We start from the raw sequence: 19,649 nt of genomic DNA, 5'->3' as shown, positions 1-19,649 counted from the left end.
CGCGAGGGCAAAGCCGCAGACGTTCGGATGTTCCTTTTGCACCGGGCACATCAGTGGAGCGGCATGTGCCGTGCCGCTCCACTTTCGCGTAGCTCGGTCAGCTCGTTGTCGGCCAGGGAACAGCCATGGTCCTGTCCCTTCTCCGCCCACCTGATATCACCAGTTCCGGATCAACCGCACCGTTGGGCCGCAGGATCACCCTCCAGACACCAGCATTGCGCCCGCGGCTCGCCGCCTGGCCGCACGGGTGAGTTTGAAGCCCTCGACCAGGCCGTAGATCGCCGGGATCACGATCAGCGTCAGCAGCGTCGACGACACCATGCCGCCGATCATCGGCACCGCGATCCGCTGCATGATCTCGGAGCCAGTGCCGCTGCTCCACAGGATCGGCATTAGACCGGCCGTGATCGCCACCACGGTCATCATCTTCGGTCGGACCCGCTCGACCGCGCCTTCCATGATCGCATCCTGCAAGTCGCGCCGCGTCAGTGGCCGGCCCTCGGCCGCGCATCTGACCTTCGCGGCGGCCAGCGCGTGATCGAGATAGATCAGCATCACCACGCCGGTTTCGGCGGCGACCCCGGCGAGCGCGATGAAGCCGACCACCACCGCGACCGAGAGGTTGAAGCCGAGCGCCCAGATCATCCACAAACCGCCGACCAGCGCGAACGGTAGCGACAGCATCACGATCAGCGTTTCGGTCAACGATTTGAAGTTCAGGTACAGCAGCAGGAAGATGATCGCGAGCGTCAGCGGCACCACGACCTTCAGCCGAGCTGCGGCGCGTTCGAGATACTCGTACTGGCCGCTCCAGGTCACGTAGGCGCCGGGCGGGAAGCTGACGCCGGCCTGCACCGCCTGCTTGGCGTCGGCGACGTAGCCGCCGAGGTCGCGGTCGCGGATATCGACATAGATATAGGTCGCGAGCTGGCCGTTCTCGGTGCGGATCGAGCTCGGGCCGCGCGCCGGCTGCACCGTCGCCACCTCGCCGAGCGGCACGGCGCCGCCGGTCGGCAGCGGCACCAGCACATCGCGGGCGATTCCTTGCGGATCGTCGCGCAGCTCACGCGGATAGCGCATGTTGACGGTGAAGCGCTGGCGGCCTTCCACCGTCGTGGTCACGGTCTGGCCGCCGAGTGCGGTGGCGATGGTGTCCTGCACGTCCTGGATCGCGAGCCCATAGCGCGCCAGCGACGTGCGGTCCGGGACGATCTCCAGGTAGTAGCCGCCGATGGTGCGTTCGGCATAGGCCGAGGAGGTACCGGGGACGGTCTTCACCACCTGCTCGACCTGTTTGGCGAGGCGGTCGATCTCGACCAGATCGGTACCGATCACTTTGACACCCACCGGCGTGCGGATGCCGGTCGACAGCATGTCGATCCGCGCCTTGATCGGCATCGTCCAGGCGTTGGAGACGCCGGGGAATTGCAGTGCCTTGTCCATCTCGGCGATCAGCCCGTCCGTGGTCAGGCCCTGTCGCCATTCCGACTTCGGCTTGAGATTGATCACCGTCTCGAACATTTCGGTCGGCGCCGGGTCGGTCGCGGTCGAGGCGCGGCCGGCCTTGCCGTACACGGAGGCGACCTCTGGGAAGCCGCGGATGATGCGGTCCTGGATTTGCAACAGTTCGGCCGCCTTGGTGATCGACAGGCCGGGCAGGGTGGTCGGCATATAGAGCAGCGTGCCTTCGTCGAGCGACGGCATGAACTCGGTGCCGAGCTGTCGCGCCGGCCAGATCGAGACGCCGAGCACCACCAGCGCCAGCACGATCACCAGGGTCTTGGCGCGCAGCACGCCGCGGATCACCGGTCGATAGACCCAGATCATCGTGCGGTTGATGACGTTGCGGTGCTCCGGCACGATCCTGCCGCGGACGAAGATCACCATCAGCGCCGGCACCAGCGTCACCGACAGCAGCGCGGCCGCCGCCATCGCGAACGTCTTGGTGAAGGCGAGCGGCCCGAACAGCCGCCCTTCCTGCGATTCGAGCGTGAAGATCGGCAGGAACGACACGGTGATGATCAAGAGGCTGAAGAACAGCGCAGGCCCGACCTCGGAGGCGGCCTCGATCAGGATCGCGACGCGAGACTTGCCCGGCTCGGCGCGCTCCAGGTGCTTGTGGGCGTTCTCGATCATCACGATCGCGGCGTCGACCATGGCGCCGATCGCGATCGCGATGCCGCCGAGGCTCATGATGTTGGAGCCGAGGCCGAGCAGCTTCATTGCGGCGAAGGCCATCAGCACGCCGATCGGCAGCATCAGGATCGCCACCAGCGCGCTGCGGACGTGCAGGAGGAAGATGATGCACACCGCGGCGACCACCAGGCTCTCTTCGAGCAGGGTGTGCTTCAGCGTGTCGATCGCGCTGTAGATCAGCGTCGAGCGGTCATACACCGGCACGATCTCGACCGATTTCGGCAGGCTGCTGGCGATCTCCTGGAAGCGTTTCTTGACGTGCTCGATCACATCGAGCGCGTTGACGCCGAAGCGCTGCAGCACGATGCCGCTGGCGACTTCGCCTTCGCCGTTGAGCTCGGCGATGCCGCGGCGCTCATCGGGGCCGAGCTCGACACGTGCGACGTCTTTCAGCAGCACCGGTGTGCCGCCGCTGGCCTTCAGCACGATGTTGCCGAGGTCGTTGATGTCCTTGATGTAGCCTTTGCCGCGGATGACGTATTCGAACTCCGACAGTTCGACGGTGCGGCCGCCGACATCGGCGTTCGAGGCGCGGATCGCCTCGCGCATCCGCGCCATGGTGATGCCGCGGTCGCGCATCCGCTGCGGATCGAGCACCACGTTGTACTGCTTGACGAAGCCGCCGATGCTGGCGACCTCTGCGACGCCTTCGGCCTTGGCGAGCGCAAACCGCAGATTCCAATCCTGGATCGAGCGGGTGTCGGCGAGGTTCAGCTCCTTGGACATCACCGCATATTGATAGACCCAACCGACGCCGGTGGCGTCAGGGCCGATGCTCGGTGCCACCCCGGCCGGCAGGCGTGAGGCGGCGCCGTTGATGAATTCCAGCACCCGCGACCGCGCCCAATAGATGTCAGTGCCATCCTCGAAGATCACATAGACGAACGACACGCCGAAGAACGAGAAGCCGCGCACCACCTTCGACTTCGGTACTGTCAGCATCGCGGTGGTCAGCGGATAGGTGACCTGATCCTCGATCACCTGCGGCGCCTGCCCGGGATATTCGGTGTAGACGACGACCTGGGTGTCGGAGAGATCCGGAATGGCGTCGAGCGGTAGATGCAGCAGGGCGTACAGGCCCGCTGCTGCGGCGAAGCCGGTGCCGAACAGCACCAGCAGCAGATTGCGCGCCGACCAGGCGATGATGCGGGCGATCATGGCTGGGCTCCGGCGTGGTCGTGAGCGTGATTGTGGGACGACGCGGGCTGCTCAGCGGCGGGTGCATTTGATGCTTCGGCAAAGCCCTTCAGCGCCGCCTTCAGGTTGCTCTCGGCATCGATCAGGAAGTTGGCGGAGGTGACCACCGCTTCGCCTTCGTCGACCCCATGTTTGATCTCGACGATGCCGTCGCCGCGTCGTCCGAGCGTCACGGCGCGCGGCTCGAACCGGCCATCACCTTTGTCGATCAGCACGATGCGGCGGCTGCCGCTGTCGAGCACCGCCGAGGTCGGAATCGTCAGCACCGGCGAGCCGCCAGCGGTGTCGATTTCGGCATCGACATACATGTCCGGCAGCAGCTTCAGGTCCGGATTGGCTAGCTCGACCCGTAGCCTCGTTGTACGAGTGTCGCGATTGACCTGCGGATAGATCACCGTGATCGTTCCGGACAGCGCCCGATCCGGGAAGGCGCGCGCCCGGATCGTCACCTTCTGGCCGACCGACAGTCCCCCGAGATCGCTTTCGGCGACGTCGATCAGCGCCCACACCGTCGAGATATCGGCGATCCGGAACAGCACGTCGCCGACATTGGCGCGCATGCCCTCGCTGGCGTTGCGCTCCAGGACGATGCCGTCGCGTGGCGCACGCCACTGCACGCGCACAGGGGCGGTCCGCGTTCGATCCATTTCGGCGATGGTCTCCTCGGGTACGTCGAGATTGGCCAGCCGCTGCCGCGAGCCGCGGCCGAACGCCTCGATCGTGCCGGTGGTCTTCGAGTTGATGGTCGAGAGATATTCCGCGGCGGCCGAAGCGATTGCCGAGCTGTAGATCTGCATCAGCGGCTGACCGGCCTTGACGAAGCTGCCGGTGGTGACGTCGGCGATCTTCTCGATGAAGCTCTCGCTGCGCATCGCGATCACCGAAACGCGGCGCTCGTCGAGCTGGATCACGCCCGGAGCCTTCACCAGCACGTGGAGCGCACGGCGTCCGGCCGGCTCGGATTTGACGCCGCTGCGCTGGATCTTGCCGGGCGACAGCTTCACCGTGCCATCGGTACTGTCCTCGCCCTCATAGACGGGAACGTAGTCCATCCCCATCGAGTCCTTCTTCGGCACCTTGGAGATGTCGGGCAGCCCCATTGGATTGCGGTAGTACAGGATCTTGCGGGTGGGATCGGGCGCGGGCTTCGGCGCCGGCTGCACCGAAGGTTCGTCCGCTTCGTAGACCGGCAGAAAAGCGCGGCCCTGGGTGTCGGCCTTCGGCACTGCCGACCAGCGCGGTGCGCCGGATGGATCGCGGTAGTACAGCGGCGACCGCTCGTCAGCCGCGGCAGGCGACGCGAGACAGAGTCCGATCAGAAACAGCAGGGAGGGTGAGCGCAGGTTGGTCATGACGTGCACCGTCGCGCGCCGCGAGGGCGCATCCGAATTCGGGAGATAGGAAGGACGGCGGCGCCGCGGCTGCGGCGCCGCGCTGGCCTACTTGAACGCCTTGACGATCACTTTGCCGGTGACGGTCTCGGGCTCGCCCTGGACCTTCGCCGACAGCGTGATCTGGTAGCGGCCGGCCATCGGCAGGTCGGTCTTGAAGGCGTACACGCCGGGTTCTGGCGACGGCAGCGCCGTCACCGGCGACACCATGTCGGCCATGTTGTCGGGTGCCATGTCGACGCGGGTCTTGAAGATCACCGCGCCTTCCACCGGTTTGCCGGTGGTCTTGTGGACGAGGCGGATGGCAACGGTGACGTCGTCACCCTTCTTCATCTCGGGTGTCGTCGGCTCGAACGCGTAGTCACCCGCGCCGGCCATTGCGGCGGTCGCAAACAGGGTGAGCGCGGCGGCGCAGGCCGCGGCGGTGCAGAATTTCGCAGTCATCATGATCTCCAAACGTGTCTGATCTCGTGCCGCGGCCGAACGGCACGCAGCAGCTATCGGCGCGGGCGAAACGCTCGCGCGGTTCGTCAGCAGGAGATCAGACGCGAGGAGGCCGGAACGGCGGGCTGCCGGCGTGGTCCGGCACGAACAGGTCGGGCGGCGGGAACTCCGTGCTGGTGCGTCGGGCGATGAATTTCACCGGCACCGTAGCAACCGGCGAGAAGCCGACCGAGGCGCCGACGCAGCAGAACCCGAGCGGGCACTTGGCCGGATGTTTCGGCAGGGAGGGCGTTACTGGCGCCGCATCGGCGGTGGCGCCGTGGCAGGATTCGACGGCTGCGGCGGCGTGGGTGCCAGCGTGATGCTTGTGGTGCTGGACGTGCTGCGCGGCTTCCGCCGGTCCGGTAGGCAGCATGACGGCCGACGCCGAGCCGACCGGCAAAGCCGCCAGCGACAACGCCATCATCAACGCCAAGATCGTCCGGAACAGTCGCATCCCGCTTTCAGCTCGCCAAGGGCTATCGGTGATCCGATAGCACGACGCCAGAGGTAAGACCTGTCACGCGCCAATTTCAAGACCGACGCTTATGGAAGGTGCAACGGTCTCGATTTGATTATACCCCTGCAGGGTATCCAGGCGCAAGGGTGCCGTTTCGTCATCCGCCAAGGGTTGGGCGCGCGCCGGGCGCCGCATCGAGCCCTTCCTGGTGCGGTGCACCGGTCCGGCGCCTACTGCCGGCCCTGCAGTGGCCGCCGGGACACAATTCCACATCCATCTAAAGAATTATTCTCGTGGCGCGAAGGAACTCATTCTTCGGCGGCAGCCTTCGAGAAAATGCACTGCTAATCGCCTGGGCTGAATCGACAGCAATGAGTTGAGTGCATCTGTTAGTAGAAATCTATTCTATTAGTTGCATGTCCCGCGACAGATCGCTGACATGGACACAGATCAAATCTTCTCCTATTCCGCAAAGGTGGTCCATTTGAGCGACGCGCCGGCACTTAGGTGCCGCGGCGCCGAGGGTAGTGATTCATGACTGAAGATACCGAAGTTCGCAGGACGCTCGCTGAAGGCGCAGCGCGCCAACTCGCCAACGCGACTAAGACCCGTGCGCAATGGGGAGGCATCTCCCCGCGTTGGCTGGTACCGCTGTTGCAATGGACGCCGGTCGAGGCTGGTATCTTCCGTCTCAATCGCGTCAAGGAAACGCGCGGCGCGACCGCATCTGCTTCGTTCGACGTCGAGTGCAGCCCGCGGCGCGACCGCGATCCGGATCTGCCGGAGACCTTCGTCGACTACGAGGAGCATCCGCGCGAGTACTTCCTCAATGCGGTGACGACCGTGCTGGACGTCCAGACCCGCGTCTCCGACCTCTACAGCCATCCGTTCGATCAGATCCAGGAGCAACTCCGGCTGCTGATCGAGAAGGTCAAGGAGCGGCAGGAAGGCGAACTGATCAACAACGCCGAATATGGCCTGCTCGCCAACACCGCGCCGTCGCAGCGGATTTCGACCCGGAAGGGCCCGCCGACCCCGGACGATCTCGATGAGCTGATCACCAAGGTCTGGAAGGAGCCGGCGTTCTTCCTGGCGCATCCGCGCGCCATCGCGGCGTTCGGTCGCGAGTGCACCCGCCGCGGTGTGCCGCCGCCGACCATCAATATGTTCGGCTCGCCGTTCCTCACCTGGCGCGGGCTGCCGCTGGTGCCGTCCGACAAGGTGCCGTTCGACGAAGCCGGCCGCACCAAGATCCTGCTGCTGCGCACCGGCGAGAAGAAGCAGGGCGTGGTCGGTCTGTTCCAGCCCGGCGTACCCGGCGAAGTGGCGCCGAGCCTGTCGGTGCGGTTCATGGGCATCAACCGCAAGGCGATCGCCTCGTATCTGATCTCGCTGTACTGCTCGCTGGCGGTGCTGACCGAGGACGCGCTCGGTGTGCTCGATGACGTCGAGGTCGGTACGTATCATGAGTACGCCTGAGCCGACCCTGCCGCATCCGGGCTCGGCGGCTCTGCCGCAAGGCGGAGCGCTGCCGCATCCGGCGTCGCTGGAGCAGGCGTCCGCCGCAGCGGTCGGTGCACCGGATGTCGCCTCGATCGCGCGGCTGGCCAACGCGTTCTTCTCGGCGTTGCCGACCGGGGCGGTGCCGGAGCCCGGCGCCGCGCTCGGCTCGGCGCCACTGTTTGCCGCCGAGCCGCTGCACAATGCGATTCCAGGCACGCCGGCGCTATCGCCCTCCTATAAGCCGAACCACAATCCCGGCGCGGCCTCGCCGATCCCCACCGTGGGCGCGGCGCGGCCGTCGGCACCGATCTTCGCGCTCGATCCTAATCTGGCGCCGGAGCCGACCACGGCGGTTGGCTCGTTGCCGCAGGAGCTTAAGGTGCCGCTCGCGGCTCCGCCTGTGGCGCCGCCGCCTCCGTCTGCACCGGCGGTGCAGCCTGTGTTTCCGCGCGATACTGATCTGGCCGCGCTACCAGGCCGGCTCGACGAATCCCGCAGCTTCGTGCCGCGCAGCGTATTGCCGAGCGCGGGGTCATTCGGGGCCAACGCTGCGGCGACGGCAGCTCCGCTGTATTTTCTCGCCGACAATCCGGCCCTGGCCCATGCGACGCCGGCATCAGCCGCGCCGCCCCGTGTCGATACCTTCGACCTCACCGGGCTGGCGCCGCAGCATCGCCCCGACGTGCATGTGCTCGATCTGTCCGGCGCGCGGCCGTTCGACGCCAACGTCTTCAAGCGTGATTTCCCGATCCTGCGCGAGACCGTCAACGGTCGGCCGCTGGTGTGGCTCGACAACGGCGCCACAACGCAGAAGCCGCAATGCGTGATCGATCGGTTGGTGCAGTTCTACACGCACGAGAACTCCAACATCCATCGTGCCGCCCACACGCTGGCGGCACGGTCGACCGATGCCTATGAGGCGGCCCGCGACAAGGTGCGCGGCTTCATCAACGCGCCCTCGGTGAAGGATATCGTGTTCGTGCGCGGCGCCACCGAGGCGATCAACCTCGTGGCGCAGGCCTGGGGCCGCCGCAATGTCGGCGAAGGCGACGAGATCGTGGTGTCGCATCTCGAGCACCACGCCAACATCGTGCCGTGGCAGCAACTCGCCGCCGAGAAAGGCGCGCGCTTGCGCGTCGCGCCGGTCGACGATCACGGCCAGATCCTGCTCGACGAATACGAAAAGCTGCTCGGGCCGAAGACCAAGATCGTCGCGTTCACGCAAGTCTCCAACGCGCTCGGCACAGTCACCCCGGTCGCGGAGATGACCGCGTTGGCGCATCGCCATGGCGCCAAGGTGCTGGTCGACGGTGCCCAAGGCGTCTGCCACATGCCGGTCGACGTCCAGGCGCTGGATGTCGATTTCTACGCCTTCTCCGGTCACAAGATGTTCGCGCCGACCGGCATCGGCGTGCTGTACGGCAAGGCCGATGTCGTCGAAGCGATGCCACCGTGGCAGGGCGGCGGCAACATGATCGCCGACGTCACCTTCGAGAAGACGATCTTCCAGGGGCCGCCGGATCGGTTCGAAGCCGGCACCGGCAATATCGCCGATGCGGTCGGTCTTGGCGCGGCGATCGATTACTTGACTCGCATTGGCATGGCCAACATCGCGGCGCATGAGCACGAGTTGCTCGCCTATGGCACCGAGCATCTGCTGACGGTGCCGGGCCTCAAGCTGATCGGCACCGCGCGCGAGAAGGCAGGCATCCTGTCGTTCGTGCTCGACGGCTGCCGCAGCGAGGATGTCGGCAAGGCGCTCGATCGCGAAGGTATCGCGGTGCGCGCCGGCCATCATTGCGCCCAGCCGATCCTGCGCCGGTTCGGGCTGGAAAGCACGGTGCGGCCGTCGCTCGCTCTCTACAACACCCATGACGACATCGACGCGCTGGTCGACGCGTTGCGGCGACTGCAGAGTGGGCGAGGTGTGCGCGGGAGCTGATGGGAAGATGTCGCGTGTGAGGATGTCGTCATTGCGAGGAGCGAAGCGGCGAAGCTAGCCAGCTTCGTGCACTGAGCTGGATTGCTTCGCCTTCGGCTACCAATGACGGGGAGAGATTGTCACTGAACGCTGTAAGGCCAACTCACCGGAGCCGCCCGCATGTCGCAATCCGCCGAGCCCCGTGTCGTCACTGAGCCAGCATGGGACCTCGGCGAAATCGTCGCCGAACTCGCAGGGCTCCGCGCCATCTCCCAGCGGCGGCGCTATCGCAGCCGATCGCTGCCGGAATTGCCGTCGCGCGAAGCGGTAGCCGGTATCGTCGATGCTTTGGTGGCGGCGCTGTATCCGCGTCACTTCGGGCCGGCGGGGCTGTCGGAAGACACTCTCGACATCTTTGTCGCCGACACCATCGAGCAGGTGCTGCGCCGGCTGCGCCGCGAGGTCGGCCGCGAACTGCGCCTTGCCGATCTCGACGGCGCCGCCAAGCCCGGCGAGATCGAACAGCAGGCGCTGACCATCGCGGCGGATTTCGCCCATGACCTGCCGCGCATCCGCGCGCTGCTCGACAGCGATATCCGCGCCGCGTTCGATGGCGATCCGGCAGCGAAGAGCCTGGACGAAGTCGTATTCTGCTATCCGGGTGTCGCCGCGATGATCCGGCATCGCATCGCGCACCGGCTGTACGTGCTCGGGGTGCCGATGCTGGCGCGGATCGTCGCGGAGATCGCCCATGCGCAGACCGGCATCGACATCCATCCCGGCGCGACCATCGGCGAGAGCTTCTTCATCGATCACGGCACCGGCGTCGTGATCGGCGAGACCGCGCGGATCGGCAAGCGGGTGCGGCTGTATCAGGCGGTCACGCTCGGGGCCAAGCGGTTCGAGACCGACGAGCACGGCCGCATCGTCAAAGGCGGCGACCGTCATCCGATCATCGAGGACGAGGTCGTGATCTATGCCGGCGCCACGGTGCTCGGGCGGGTGACGATCGGGCAGGGCTCACAGGTTGGCGGCGGCGTCTGGCTGACGCGCGATGTGCCGCCGAACAGCGTCATCACCCAGGCCAAGGCGCGCTATGACGCCTTCGAGGACGGTGGCGGTATCTGAGCTGGCAAGCCTGCGAAAGAATTTTCTCCCGTTTGGCGCTTTCGGGTCAGATATTGGTCGCGATTTGCTGTCAGTGCGACGGCCACGTTGTTTTTATTCTCCAGGCATTGCGATGCGGGAGGCCGGCCGGTAGTCGATAGGGAACGCCGCCACGCGGGCGGTCACCTGGAATCGATGAACGAGCCCATCATGAATGCTCCCTGGCAACCGCCCGCGGGAGAGCGCCCCGCCTTCGTATCGACGCAGCCGACCACCGGTATCCTGATCGACCGTGTCCGCAAGGTGTATTCGGCACGGAAGAGCAGCGCCGAAGTCGTCGCCCTCGACGATATCAGCCTGACCGTTCCGAAAGGCTCCATCCTCGGCGTGATCGGCCGCAGCGGCGCCGGCAAGTCGACGCTGATCCGGCTGATCAACGGGCTGGACAAGCCGTCGAGCGGCCGCGTCGTCGTCAACGGCGTCGAAATCACCGCGCTGTCCGAACGCGATCTGCGCACCGCGCGGCGCTCGATCGGCATGGTGTTTCAGCATTTCAACCTGCTGTCGTCGCGCACCGCCTACGGCAATGTCGCACTGCCGCTCGAGATCGCCGGCACGCCGAAAGCTGAGATCGAAAAGCGCGTGCTGCCGCTCTTGGACATGGTCGGGCTCGCCGACAAGCGCGACCGCTATCCGGCGGAGCTGTCCGGCGGTCAGAAGCAGCGCGTCGGCATTGCCCGCGCACTCGCCACCGAGCCGTCGGTGCTGCTGTCGGACGAAGCCACATCGGCGCTCGATCCGGAAACCACCGATCAGATCCTCGAACTGCTCAAACAGATCAATCGCGATCTGCATCTTACTATCCTGTTCATCACCCACGAGATGGCGGTGGTGAAGGCGCTGGCCGACCGCGTTGCGGTGATCGAAGGCGGCCGCATCGTCGAGGACGGCGCGACCTTCGACGTGTTCGCCACCCCGCGCCATGAGGTGACGCGGCGGTTCGTCTCGTCGGTGACCGGCAGCGGCGCGCCGGATTGGCTCTTGGAAAAGCTGCAGCCGCAGCAGCCGCCGGGCGGTCAGGCGGTGCTGCGCATCACCTTCAAGGGCAGCGACGCCAACCAGCCGCTGCTGTCGCGGGTGTCGCGCGACCTCGGCGTCAATCTCAACATTCTGTCGGGGCAGGTCGAGATGATCGCCGGCCATCCGTTCGGCACGCTGATTGTGTCGCTCGACGCCGCGCCCGAGGTGCTGCGCCAGGTGATCGCGCAACTGTCGGCCGGCAACAACCTGGTGGAGCAGCTCGGCTATGTCGCCTGAACTCATTCGCATGATCGCGTCATCGACGCTCGACACCCTCTACATGGTCGGGTTGGCGGGGTTGTTCGGCACGCTGATCGGCCTGCCGCTCGGCATCTTCCTCGCCACTTCTCAAACCGGTGAGCTGTTCGCCGCACCGATCGCCAATCGCCTGATCGGCGTCGTCGTCAATGCGACGCGTTCGACGCCGTTCATCATCCTGGTGGTGGCGATCGTGCCGCTGACCCGGCTAATCGCCGGCACTTCGATCGGCACCGCGGCGGCGACCGTGCCGCTGACGATCGCTGCGATCCCGTTTATTGCCCGCGTCATCGAAGCGGCGATCCGCGAGGTCGATCACGGCCTGATCGAAGCGGCGCGTGCGTTCGGCGCCAGCCCGCTTCAGATCGTCCGCAAGGTGCTGTTGCCCGAAGCGATGCCGGCGGTGACGATGGCGCTGACGCTCACCATCGTCAGCCTGCTCGGCTATTCGGCGATGGTCGGTGCCGTCGGCGGCGGTGGTCTCGGCGATCTCGGCATCCGATACGGCTATCAGCGCTTCATGCCGGAGGTGATGCTGACCGTGGTGCTGGTGCTGATCGCGCTGGTGCAGGGCGTGCAGACGCTCGGCGACACGCTGGCGCGCAAGCTCGATAAGCGCCGCATCCGCCGGCACTGATTTCCATGTCTCGACCAGGAGCTTCTCAATGCGCCGTCTTGCCGTTTCCCTGATCGCGCTGGCCTTCGCCGGCGCCGCCCATGCCGAGACCATCCGGGTCGGCGTCACCGCCGGTCCGCACGCCGAGATCCTCGACGTGGTCAAGAAGGTCGCCGCCGAGCGCGGCCTTGACATCAAGCCGGTCGAGTTCACCGACTACGTGGTGCCGAACCAGGCACTGGCGCAGAAGGAGCTGGAGGCCAATTCGTTTCAGCACGAGCCGTATCTGAAAGCGCAGGTCGCCAAGACCGGTTGGACCATCGTCAAGGTCGCCAACACCATCGCGTCGCCGCAGGGCGTGTATTCGGTCAAGGTCAAGGCGCTCGCCGATCTGAAGCCGGGCGCTACTGTGGCGATCGCCAACGATCCGTCCAACGGCGCGCGTGGCCTACAGATCCTGGCGCTGCACGGCCTGATCAAGCTGAAGGAGGGCGTCGGCGCCACCGCGACGGTCGCCGACATCATCGACAATCCGAAGAAGCTGAAATTCGTCGAACTCGACGCCGCCCAGCTGCCGCGCTCGTTGCAGGACGTCGATCTGGTCTCCATCAACAACAACTACGCGGTGCAGGCCGGCCTCGATCCGTCCAAGGATGCACTCGCCCGTGAGAACGTCGAAGGCCCCTGGGTCAACATCATCGCGGTGCGCGAAGAAGACAAGGGCAAGCCCTGGGTCAAGCAACTGATCGACGCCTATCACTCGGGGCCGGTCAAGAAGTTCATCGAAACCCGGTTCAAGGGGACTTATATCCCGGCGTGGTGAGGCGAAGCGACTAGGCTCCACACACAAACGTCATCCCCCGCGCATGCGGGGGATCTAGTATTCAAGTACTTCAGCTATTCTAGCGCGGTCCGTTTCGCCAATGATTCCCTGGAATACTGGATCGCCCGCTTTCGCGGGCGATGACGGCAGCGATCGGTACGCGCGCCTGCTTCGCTGGTCAATCACGTCCTCTCCCCGTCATTACGAGCGCAGCGAAGCAATCCACAAAACCTCGTGTACGGAGCTGGATGGCTTCGTCGGCTTTGCCTCCTCGCAATGACGGTTCGGAGAGGTGCGGCGGAACGCTGACGCTCCGCCGCCTGTTCCTCCGTCTTCTTCCTCAGCTCCACACCCCGCTGCGCCGGTCCTCGACCCGCTTGGCCTTGTGCGTGCCGCGCGGCAGGGTGTCGGGCTTCAGCACCGAGACTGCGGCCGAGACGCCGGTGATGGCCTTGAGCTTGCGTTCGAATCGGTCGGCGAGCGTGTGAGTCTCGCCGTTGTAGCCGTGGATGTGCTCGACCTCGACGGTGAGACGGTCGAGGTGATTGATCCGGTCGACCACCAGACGATATTCGCCGGTCAGCTCATGATCCTGCCGCGCTACGGCTTCGACGTCGCTCGGGAACAGGTTGACGCCCTTGATGATCAGCATGTCGTCGCGTCGGCCGTGGACACCGTTGAGCCGGATCGCGGTGCGGCCGCAGCGGCACGGCTCCGGATTGAAGCTGACGATGTCGCCGGTGCGGAAACGGATCATCGGCCGCGCTGTTTTCTGCAGCGTGGTCAGCACCATTTCGCCGCGGTCTCCCGGCTTCACCGGCTCGCCGCTGTCGGGATCGATCACTTCGACCAGGATGTGATCCTCGGCCCAGTGCAGGCCATCCTTTTGCTCGCACATCCCGGCGCAAGAGCCGAAGATGTCGGACAGACCGTAGTAATCATACACCGAGGCGCCCCACAGCTGCTCGATGCGGTCGCGGGTCTCCCGGATCGAGCCGCCGGGCTCGCCGGCGACGAAGATCCGGCGCACGGCCAGGTCCTTGCGCAGGTCGTAGCCTTCTTTGATCGCGGTCTCGCCGAGGTACCAGGCGTAAGACGGTGTGGTCCAGATCACCGTGGCCTGGAACTGGCGAAGGATCTGCAGCAGCCGGTCGGACGGAATGGTGCCGGCGTGGATCGTCAGCGCGCCGAGCTTCTGCGCGCCGAGCACGCACGGCCCGCCGATGAACAGCGAGAAGTTCAGCGAATGCACGTAGCGATCGGTCGGCCGCATTCCGGACGACCAGAACTGCCGCGCCTCATAGTCGATCCAGCCGTCGAAGTCGGATTGCGTGAACGGCGAGGCGGTCGGGACGCCGGTCGAGCCGGACGACGCGGAGATATAGACGATGTCGCGCTCCGGCACCGCGACCAGGTCGCCGAACGGCGGCACCGCAAGCTGGCGATCGCGCAAGCTGCGCTTGTCGATGAACGGGAAACGGCGGATGTCGCCCAGCGATTTGATCTGGTCGGGCGAAACCTTCGCGGCATCGAACGCGGCGCGATAGGCCGGCGAGCCCGCATAGGCGTGGGCGACGTGCTTTTTCAGTAGCGACAGTTTCAGCGCGTGCCAGTCAGCGCGCGATTGGGTCTCGAGCTTGGCGTCCCAGTACGGGCGCTCGTCGGAAGTCGCGGTCATGTGCGGTGGTCCTGAATGCGGACGACCGGCCGTGGGGCCGGTCGCGCTATCGATGGAAGGATGAACAGGTGATCGTTGCGACGGCGGCCGGTCTCACCAAGTGGTGAGAATGTGCCGTTGAAGCGCTTTTCGGTGAAGGCCTTGACCTCCGGCGAGCGATAGATCTCGACGAACTTCTTCAGCGTCGCGTTGTCCTTATTCTTGGCGCGGACCGCGAACACCAGGTTCCAGTTGGTGTCGGCGCCTTCGAGCAGCAGCGCGCTCTTCGGATCAAGCCCGGCGCTCAGCGCGTAGTTGAGGTTGACTGCCGAGAAATCGAGGTCGTTCAGCGAGCGCGGCAGCTGTGCGGCGTCGAGTTCGACGATCTTCAGATGCCTGGGGTTCTCGGCGATGTCGGCGATCGTCGCTTTGATGCCGATGCCCGGCTTCAGCTTGATCAGCCCGGCCTTCTCGAACAGCTGCAACGCCCGGGCGCCGTTCGACGGATCGTTCGGGATTGCGGCACTGGCGCCGTCCTTGATATCGGCCAGCGTCTTGACCTTGTTCGAATAGATCCCGATCGGCACGATGATGCTCTTGGCGATCGACACGATATCGTAGCCTCGCTGTGCCACCTGGTTGTCCAGATAGGGTTGGTGCTGGAAGTTGTTGATGTCGAGATCGTCCTGCGCCAGCGCCGCATTCGGCACAGTGTAGTCGGTGAATTCGGTGATCTTCACCTCGATGCCCTGCTTGGCGGCGAGGTCGCCGGCGTAGCGCAGGATCTCGGCGTACGGACCGGCGGTGGTGCCGATCCGGACCACTTCGGTGCTGTAGGCCGGAGCCGCGGCGGTGAGCGCGGCGAAAGCTGCCGCGGCGAAAACGAGTTTACGAACCATGGGAATTCAACCTCGATACGTGACCATCTTGCTGGTCGTGGTTTGCGGGGAAACTATCGGCCGACCGATCCGGCGGCCATTTCGAAATCCGCGACGGAGCGAGATCGGCATTTCCCGGTCCAGCGCCGTCGCAGAAGATTTGTGTCGTGGGCGCGGCTCATGGTGCCAGCCGCGCCTCCGCGACGATCACGTCGCGAAAGCGGCTTTGGCGAGCCGTTTGGGATATGGTTGAGAAACGCCGCCGCTCCGGGCTATTGCAGCCGCGGACGGCCTTCCTTCCAGCAGCGGGTTGCGGCCTTCTGGGCGGCGACCAGCGAGCCGAACGAGCGGCGCTCCAGACTGTTGAAGTCGTGATGGGCGGCGAAGAAGCAGAACTTGCGTCCGTCCCGGACGACGATGCCGGCGGTGCGGGCTTGAACTTCGATAACGTAAGCGTCGGACATGACTCTCCCACTGGCAAAGCCAGCGCCTTCTGATCTCTGATGATGTCGGTGGTGTCGAAACGGTGTCGGCGTCAGCCGAGGGTCATTCGACAGCTACAACAGAGGCCGGAGCGGGAGAGTCCGCGTCCCGACGAGATCGCGCCGCGCGAGGCCGAGACGAGCGCAGGCAGAGTACCGAATTGCGGTGCAGTTAAGTCAGCAATGATCGAGATGTTGGCGTTCATGAGCCGATCTCCGTCAATAAAGGAGCCCACGAGCCGTGTCGTGGCGCTTTAGCGATTAACCCGCGGCGCAAGCTGCTCCGTCAAATCCCGCGATCCGTGCCTGCGAAGGACACCGGACGAGCCAACTCTGCCGAACGCGGATGTGAAGTCAACGTGCGCGGAAAAATAAGATCGATTTGGTGCCGGATCGTGCGAACGGGGAAAAGCCGGCGTCTGTGCGATCGACTGGAGAGAAACTTGTGCTGTGTTGCGGCTTGCTTGTACGCCGGCAAATCGGCACCCGGCTGCGCTCGACGGCAGATCCCGGTGCGAGCACGAATCGGGAGGCGTCTACGCGAACTAGGGCTGTACCATCGACCCGGATTGCCGCGTCGTTCGCGTTTGGATACCAGTACCATCGGCCGGCGCGATCCCGCTGAAGTCGATTGCTTCGCCGCGCATCCGCGACAGCGTCGCAAGCGCCCGATCGCGGTCGCCTTCGAGCAGTTCGCGATAGTGCGTCTCGGCTGCGTTCGGTCGGCGTTGCCGGATCGCCCGCAGCGTTGCCGCCATCAGGTCGGCGCTGTGCCGGCGGATTTTCCGGGTCTGGTAATCGAGCGGTGATTTCCAGATCGTCGTCCACACCGTCTGGTTGGCGAGGTCGGCGAGGAGTTCGACCAGCAGCTCGTTGCCGGAGCCGCGCGCGATGGTGCGCACGGCGCGCGTCGTGGTGCGCGCGAAGCTGATTGGATCGTCGATCTCGACACCTGCATTCAGCTCATCGCAGCGCCGTGCCAAAGTATCAACGAAGCTCTCGATCGGCGAGGTCGCCATCGTCCGCACCGCCAGCATCGACAGCGCGGTGCGGACGTTGAACAGGTCGGCGACGGATTTCAGCGAAAGCGGTTTGACGTAAGCGCCGCGGCGCGGATTGAGCTCGACCAGACGGCGCCGCTCGAGAATCCGGATCGCTTCGCGGATCGGGCCGCGGCTGACGCCGAAGTCACGTGCGAGGTCGAGTTCGACCAGACGTTCGCCCGCTTTACGACGTCCGGAGACGATATCCGCGCCGAGCTCTTCGGCGATCTGATCGGGCAGCGTGCGCAGAGAGAACCGGCCCACCGGGGCGCCGTCATCGTCGGCCGGGGGCCTGCGATAGTTGGTCGCTGCCATGATGTCTCCTCGGGCTCCGTGACGCGCCTCGCGCGTTGCTGGCCCTTCGTAGCGTGACAGTCGATTGTTGACAATCGACAAACGGTGTCCTTTGATGATGGCGCCGACGCCGGGCAGAGACCGGCGACAAGCCGCAACAGGCGACGGCCCGCACGCTGACGCGGCGGATCAAGGGAGGACATGGCGATGACGTTCGCGCAGTTGCGAACCCGCACTCGATATGTCGGGGCGATGGCGCGGTGATGTCGCGCGGTCATGCCGTCGAATTGAATCGCGCAGCCGTACCGGCTGTCGCCGCGGCGCCGCTTCTTGCGGTGCGGGATCTGTCGCTGTCTTTCGCCACCGCCGGCGGCTCGCTGCCGATCACCCGCAACGTCGGCTTCTCGATCGCTCCCGGCGAGCGCGTCGGCCTGGTCGGCGAGAGCGGCTGCGGCAAGACGGTGACGGGTCTGTCGCTGCTGCGGCTGCTGCCGGCGCACAACGCGCAGGTGCGCGGCGAGATAATGTTCGACGGCGTCGACCTGTTGAAGTTGTCGCCGCGGCGGATGCGGGCGGTCCGCGGCCGCGACATCGCGATGATCTTTCAGGAGCCGATGAGCGCGCTCGATCCGGTGTTCACCGTCGGCGATCAGATCAGCGAAGCCTATCGGGTACATTTTCCGGTGAGCCGGGCCGAGGGCCGCGACCGCGCGATCGAGGCGCTGCGCGAGGTCGGCATTCCGGCGCCGGAGCGGCGCTGCGACGAGTATCCGCACCAACTCTCCGGCGGGATGCGGCAGCGCGTGATGATCGCGATGGCGCTGATCTGCAAGCCGAAGCTTTTGATCGCGGACGAGCCGACCACGGCGCTCGACGTCACCGTACAGGCGCAGATCACCGACCTGTTGCGGTCGCTGAGCGAGCGAACCGGCACTGCGCTGATCTTCATCACCCATGATCTCGGTGTCGTCGCCGAAACCTGCACCCGGATGATCACGATGTATGCCGGCGAAGTCGTCGAAGATGCGCCGGTCGACGACGTGCTGACGCGGCCGCGCCATCCTTACACGTCAGGCCTGCTGCGTTCGTTGCCTGGGCTCAGCGCCCGACGCGGCGTGCTGTCGTCGATTCCCGGTCGGGTGCCGTCGCCGAATGCGATGCCGGCCGGCTGCCGCTTTCGCGCGCGCTGCGCCCATGCGGCGGTCGGCTGCGAGCGCGAGCAGGCGATGGTCGAGGTCGATGCTGGCCATGGCGCTCGCTGCTGGCGCGCGACCGAGTTGGCTTTGCCGGGAGCGGTGAATTGACACATTCAGCCCCGGCCGATCCGAGCGAGATCATCGCGGTGCGCGATCTGCGCATCCTGTTTCCGACTCGCGACGGCCACGACACCGTCAAGGCCGTCGACGGCATGGACTTCGAGGTTCGCACCAGCGAGACCTTCGGCATCATCGGCGAATCCGGATCGGGCAAGACCACGCTGGGACGCGCTTTGGTGTCGCTGCTGAAGCCCACAGAAGGGCAGATCCTGCATCAGGGCGTCGATCCCGCCGCGCTCGGCGCCAAAGCGTTCCGCAAGCATCGCCGCGACTACCAGATCGTGTTTCAGGATCCCAATGCGGCGCTCAACCCGCGGATGACCATCATCGACAGCGTCATGGAGCCGCTGGAGATCGTCGGCGAGGGCGATGCGGCGTCACGCCGCCGCCGCGGCGTCGCTGCGCTGGAGCGGGTTGGTCTGTCTCCCGAAGTTGCCGATCGCTATCCGCATCAGCTCTCCGGCGGACAGAAACAGCGCGTCAACATCGCGCGGGTGCTGACGCTGCGCCCCAAGGTGATCGTCTGCGACGAGGTGGTGGCGGCGCTCGACGTCTCGATCCGCGGCGACGTGCTCAACCTGTTCGCCGATCTGCAGCGCGAGTTCGGTCTCACTTACGTGTTCATCACCCACGATATCTCGGTGGTGTCGCACATCTCCGACCGGATCGCCGTTACCTATCTCGGCAAGCTGATGGAGCTCGGCCCCGCCGAAGATGTGATCGAGCATCCGCTGCATCCCTACACGCGCGCGCTGCTGTCGGCCGAGCCGATCCCGCTGCCTTCACATCTGCGGGTCGACCGCCGCATCATTCTCGAAGGCGAGATTCCGAGTCCGGTGGCGCCGCCATCCGGCTGCCGGTTTCGCACCCGCTGCCCCTCGGTGCAGGAGCGTTGCGCCGCCGAAGGGCCGGCGTGGCCCGAGGGCAGGCCGGGGCACCGCGTC

Annotated in this window: 16 protein-coding genes and 1 pseudogene; 9 read left to right on the top strand and 8 right to left on the bottom strand. The window is 65.6% G+C overall.

Annotation, left to right across the window (positions count from 1 at the left end; all coding sequences use genetic code 11):
* Positions 1 to 195: 195 nt before the first annotated feature.
* The 4 genes from DU475_RS09340 to DU475_RS09325 all read right to left on the bottom strand — a co-directional run bounded on the left by DU475_RS09340 (position 196) and on the right by DU475_RS09325 (position 5,724).
* The gene (locus DU475_RS09340) at positions 196 to 3,354 is read right to left on the bottom strand and encodes an efflux RND transporter permease subunit (protein WP_164631893.1); all 3,159 of its coding nucleotides are present in this window, start codon (positions 3,352 to 3,354) and stop codon (positions 196 to 198) included.
* A complete protein-coding gene (locus tag DU475_RS09335) occupies positions 3,351 to 4,745 on the bottom strand; it encodes an efflux RND transporter periplasmic adaptor subunit (RefSeq protein ID WP_164631892.1) in 1,395 nt (464 codons plus the stop codon). Before DU475_RS09335 ends, DU475_RS09340 begins: the two co-directional genes overlap by 4 nt.
* Before the next feature lie 87 nt (positions 4,746 to 4,832).
* On the bottom strand, positions 4,833 to 5,228 hold the full coding sequence (locus tag DU475_RS09330; RefSeq protein WP_013503753.1) for a FixH family protein: 396 nt from the start codon (positions 5,226 to 5,228) through the stop codon (positions 4,833 to 4,835).
* Positions 5,229 to 5,325: 97 nt separating this feature from the next.
* On the bottom strand, positions 5,326 to 5,724 hold the full coding sequence (locus tag DU475_RS09325; RefSeq protein ID WP_164631890.1) for a hypothetical protein: 399 nt from the start codon (positions 5,722 to 5,724) through the stop codon (positions 5,326 to 5,328).
* 537 nt (positions 5,725 to 6,261) lie between these two features.
* On the opposite strand from DU475_RS09325, the gene DU475_RS09320 reads away from it, so the two are divergent.
* The 6 genes from DU475_RS09320 (at position 6,262) to DU475_RS09295 (ending at position 13,035) form a co-directional block, all read left to right on the top strand.
* Positions 6,262 to 7,206 (top strand): family 2A encapsulin nanocompartment shell protein, encoded by a 945-nt coding sequence (locus tag DU475_RS09320; RefSeq protein ID WP_013503751.1) that lies wholly within the window; start codon positions 6,262 to 6,264, stop codon positions 7,204 to 7,206.
* Positions 7,193 to 9,172, top strand: a complete 1,980-nt coding sequence (locus DU475_RS09315) for a family 2A encapsulin nanocompartment cargo protein cysteine desulfurase (RefSeq protein WP_047309649.1) — start codon at positions 7,193 to 7,195, stop codon at positions 9,170 to 9,172. The genes DU475_RS09320 and DU475_RS09315 overlap by 14 nt, the downstream gene beginning before the upstream one ends.
* Positions 9,173 to 9,331: 159 nt before the next feature.
* On the top strand, positions 9,332 to 10,279 hold the full coding sequence (epsC, locus tag DU475_RS09310) for a serine O-acetyltransferase EpsC (protein WP_047309650.1): 948 nt from the start codon (positions 9,332 to 9,334) through the stop codon (positions 10,277 to 10,279).
* Between the two features lie 189 nt (positions 10,280 to 10,468).
* Complete coding sequence (locus DU475_RS09305) at positions 10,469 to 11,575, top strand: methionine ABC transporter ATP-binding protein (protein WP_164631888.1); 1,107 nt, start codon at positions 10,469 to 10,471, stop codon at positions 11,573 to 11,575.
* On the top strand, positions 11,565 to 12,233 hold the full coding sequence (locus DU475_RS09300; RefSeq protein ID WP_013503747.1) for a methionine ABC transporter permease: 669 nt from the start codon (positions 11,565 to 11,567) through the stop codon (positions 12,231 to 12,233). Before DU475_RS09305 ends, DU475_RS09300 begins: the two co-directional genes overlap by 11 nt.
* A 28-nt stretch (positions 12,234 to 12,261) precedes the next feature.
* Positions 12,262 to 13,035 carry a MetQ/NlpA family ABC transporter substrate-binding protein gene (locus DU475_RS09295; protein WP_164631886.1) on the top strand — a complete coding sequence of 258 codons (774 nt, stop codon included), beginning with the start codon at positions 12,262 to 12,264 and terminating at the stop codon, positions 13,033 to 13,035.
* Positions 13,036 to 13,375: 340 nt separating this feature from the next.
* Here the strand turns inward: DU475_RS09295 and DU475_RS09290 are convergent, their stop codons facing one another.
* The 4 genes from DU475_RS09290 to DU475_RS09275 all read right to left on the bottom strand — a co-directional run bounded on the left by DU475_RS09290 (position 13,376) and on the right by DU475_RS09275 (position 17,410).
* The gene (locus DU475_RS09290) at positions 13,376 to 14,713 is read right to left on the bottom strand and encodes a phenylacetate--CoA ligase family protein (RefSeq protein ID WP_047309653.1); all 1,338 of its coding nucleotides are present in this window, start codon (positions 14,711 to 14,713) and stop codon (positions 13,376 to 13,378) included.
* Entirely contained in the window at positions 14,710 to 15,591 is an 882-nt protein-coding gene (locus DU475_RS09285; protein ID WP_164631884.1) for a MetQ/NlpA family ABC transporter substrate-binding protein, read from the bottom strand. Before DU475_RS09285 ends, DU475_RS09290 begins: the two co-directional genes overlap by 4 nt.
* A 251-nt stretch (positions 15,592 to 15,842) precedes the next feature.
* Entirely contained in the window at positions 15,843 to 16,034 is a 192-nt protein-coding gene (locus DU475_RS09280; protein ID WP_012495068.1) for a hypothetical protein, read from the bottom strand.
* A 563-nt stretch (positions 16,035 to 16,597) separates the two neighbouring features.
* Positions 16,598 to 17,410, bottom strand: coding sequence for a GntR family transcriptional regulator (locus DU475_RS09275; protein WP_047309655.1), 813 nt, complete (start codon positions 17,408 to 17,410; stop codon positions 16,598 to 16,600).
* Between the two features lie 374 nt (positions 17,411 to 17,784).
* On the opposite strand from DU475_RS09275, the pseudogene DU475_RS24585 reads away from it, so the two are divergent.
* From DU475_RS24585 to DU475_RS09265, 3 genes and pseudogenes are all read left to right on the top strand, one after another.
* Positions 17,785 to 18,348: pseudogene (locus tag DU475_RS24585) on the top strand (ABC transporter ATP-binding protein); the annotation flags it as partial.
* Positions 18,349 to 18,378: 30 nt separating this feature from the next.
* Complete coding sequence (locus DU475_RS24580; RefSeq protein WP_502706845.1) at positions 18,379 to 18,693, top strand: oligopeptide/dipeptide ABC transporter ATP-binding protein; 315 nt, start codon at positions 18,379 to 18,381, stop codon at positions 18,691 to 18,693.
* Positions 18,690 to 19,649, top strand: a 960-nt coding sequence (locus tag DU475_RS09265; RefSeq protein WP_164631880.1) for an ABC transporter ATP-binding protein, incomplete at its 3' end; no start/stop codon positions are given. The genes DU475_RS24580 and DU475_RS09265, both read left to right, overlap by 4 nt.

The sequence above is a fragment of the Rhodopseudomonas sp. WA056 genome (genome assembly GCF_010906995.1).
GTDB lineage: Bacteria > Pseudomonadota > Alphaproteobacteria > Rhizobiales > Xanthobacteraceae > Rhodopseudomonas > Rhodopseudomonas palustris_G.
Note: the sequence above shows the minus strand (reverse complement) of the source record. Positions and strands in the feature narration are given on the sequence as shown.

Coding starts and splice junctions, on each gene's coding strand:
- DU475_RS09295 (WP_164631886.1), top strand. CDS start 12,262: ATGCGCCGTCTTGCCGTTTCCCTGATCGCGCTGGCCTTCGCCGGCGCC.
- DU475_RS09320 (WP_013503751.1), top strand. CDS start 6,262: ATGACTGAAGATACCGAAGTTCGCAGGACGCTCGCTGAAGGCGCAGCG.
- DU475_RS09340 (WP_164631893.1), bottom strand. CDS start 3,354: ATGATCGCCCGCATCATCGCCTGGTCGGCGCGCAATCTGCTGCTGGTG.
- DU475_RS09285 (WP_164631884.1), bottom strand. CDS start 15,591: ATGGTTCGTAAACTCGTTTTCGCCGCGGCAGCTTTCGCCGCGCTCACC.
- DU475_RS09275 (WP_047309655.1), bottom strand. CDS start 17,410: ATGGCAGCGACCAACTATCGCAGGCCCCCGGCCGACGATGACGGCGCC.
- DU475_RS09335 (WP_164631892.1), bottom strand. CDS start 4,745: ATGACCAACCTGCGCTCACCCTCCCTGCTGTTTCTGATCGGACTCTGT.
- DU475_RS09290 (WP_047309653.1), bottom strand. CDS start 14,713: ATGACCGCGACTTCCGACGAGCGCCCGTACTGGGACGCCAAGCTCGAG.
- DU475_RS09325 (WP_164631890.1), bottom strand. CDS start 5,724: ATGCGACTGTTCCGGACGATCTTGGCGTTGATGATGGCGTTGTCGCTG.
- DU475_RS09280 (WP_012495068.1), bottom strand. CDS start 16,034: ATGTCCGACGCTTACGTTATCGAAGTTCAAGCCCGCACCGCCGGCATC.
- DU475_RS09315 (WP_047309649.1), top strand. CDS start 7,193: ATGAGTACGCCTGAGCCGACCCTGCCGCATCCGGGCTCGGCGGCTCTG.
- DU475_RS09330 (WP_013503753.1), bottom strand. CDS start 5,228: ATGACTGCGAAATTCTGCACCGCCGCGGCCTGCGCCGCCGCGCTCACC.
- epsC (WP_047309650.1), top strand. CDS start 9,332: ATGTCGCAATCCGCCGAGCCCCGTGTCGTCACTGAGCCAGCATGGGAC.
- DU475_RS09300 (WP_013503747.1), top strand. CDS start 11,565: ATGTCGCCTGAACTCATTCGCATGATCGCGTCATCGACGCTCGACACC.
- DU475_RS09305 (WP_164631888.1), top strand. CDS start 10,469: ATGAATGCTCCCTGGCAACCGCCCGCGGGAGAGCGCCCCGCCTTCGTA.
- DU475_RS24580 (WP_502706845.1), top strand. CDS start 18,379: ATGATCACGATGTATGCCGGCGAAGTCGTCGAAGATGCGCCGGTCGAC.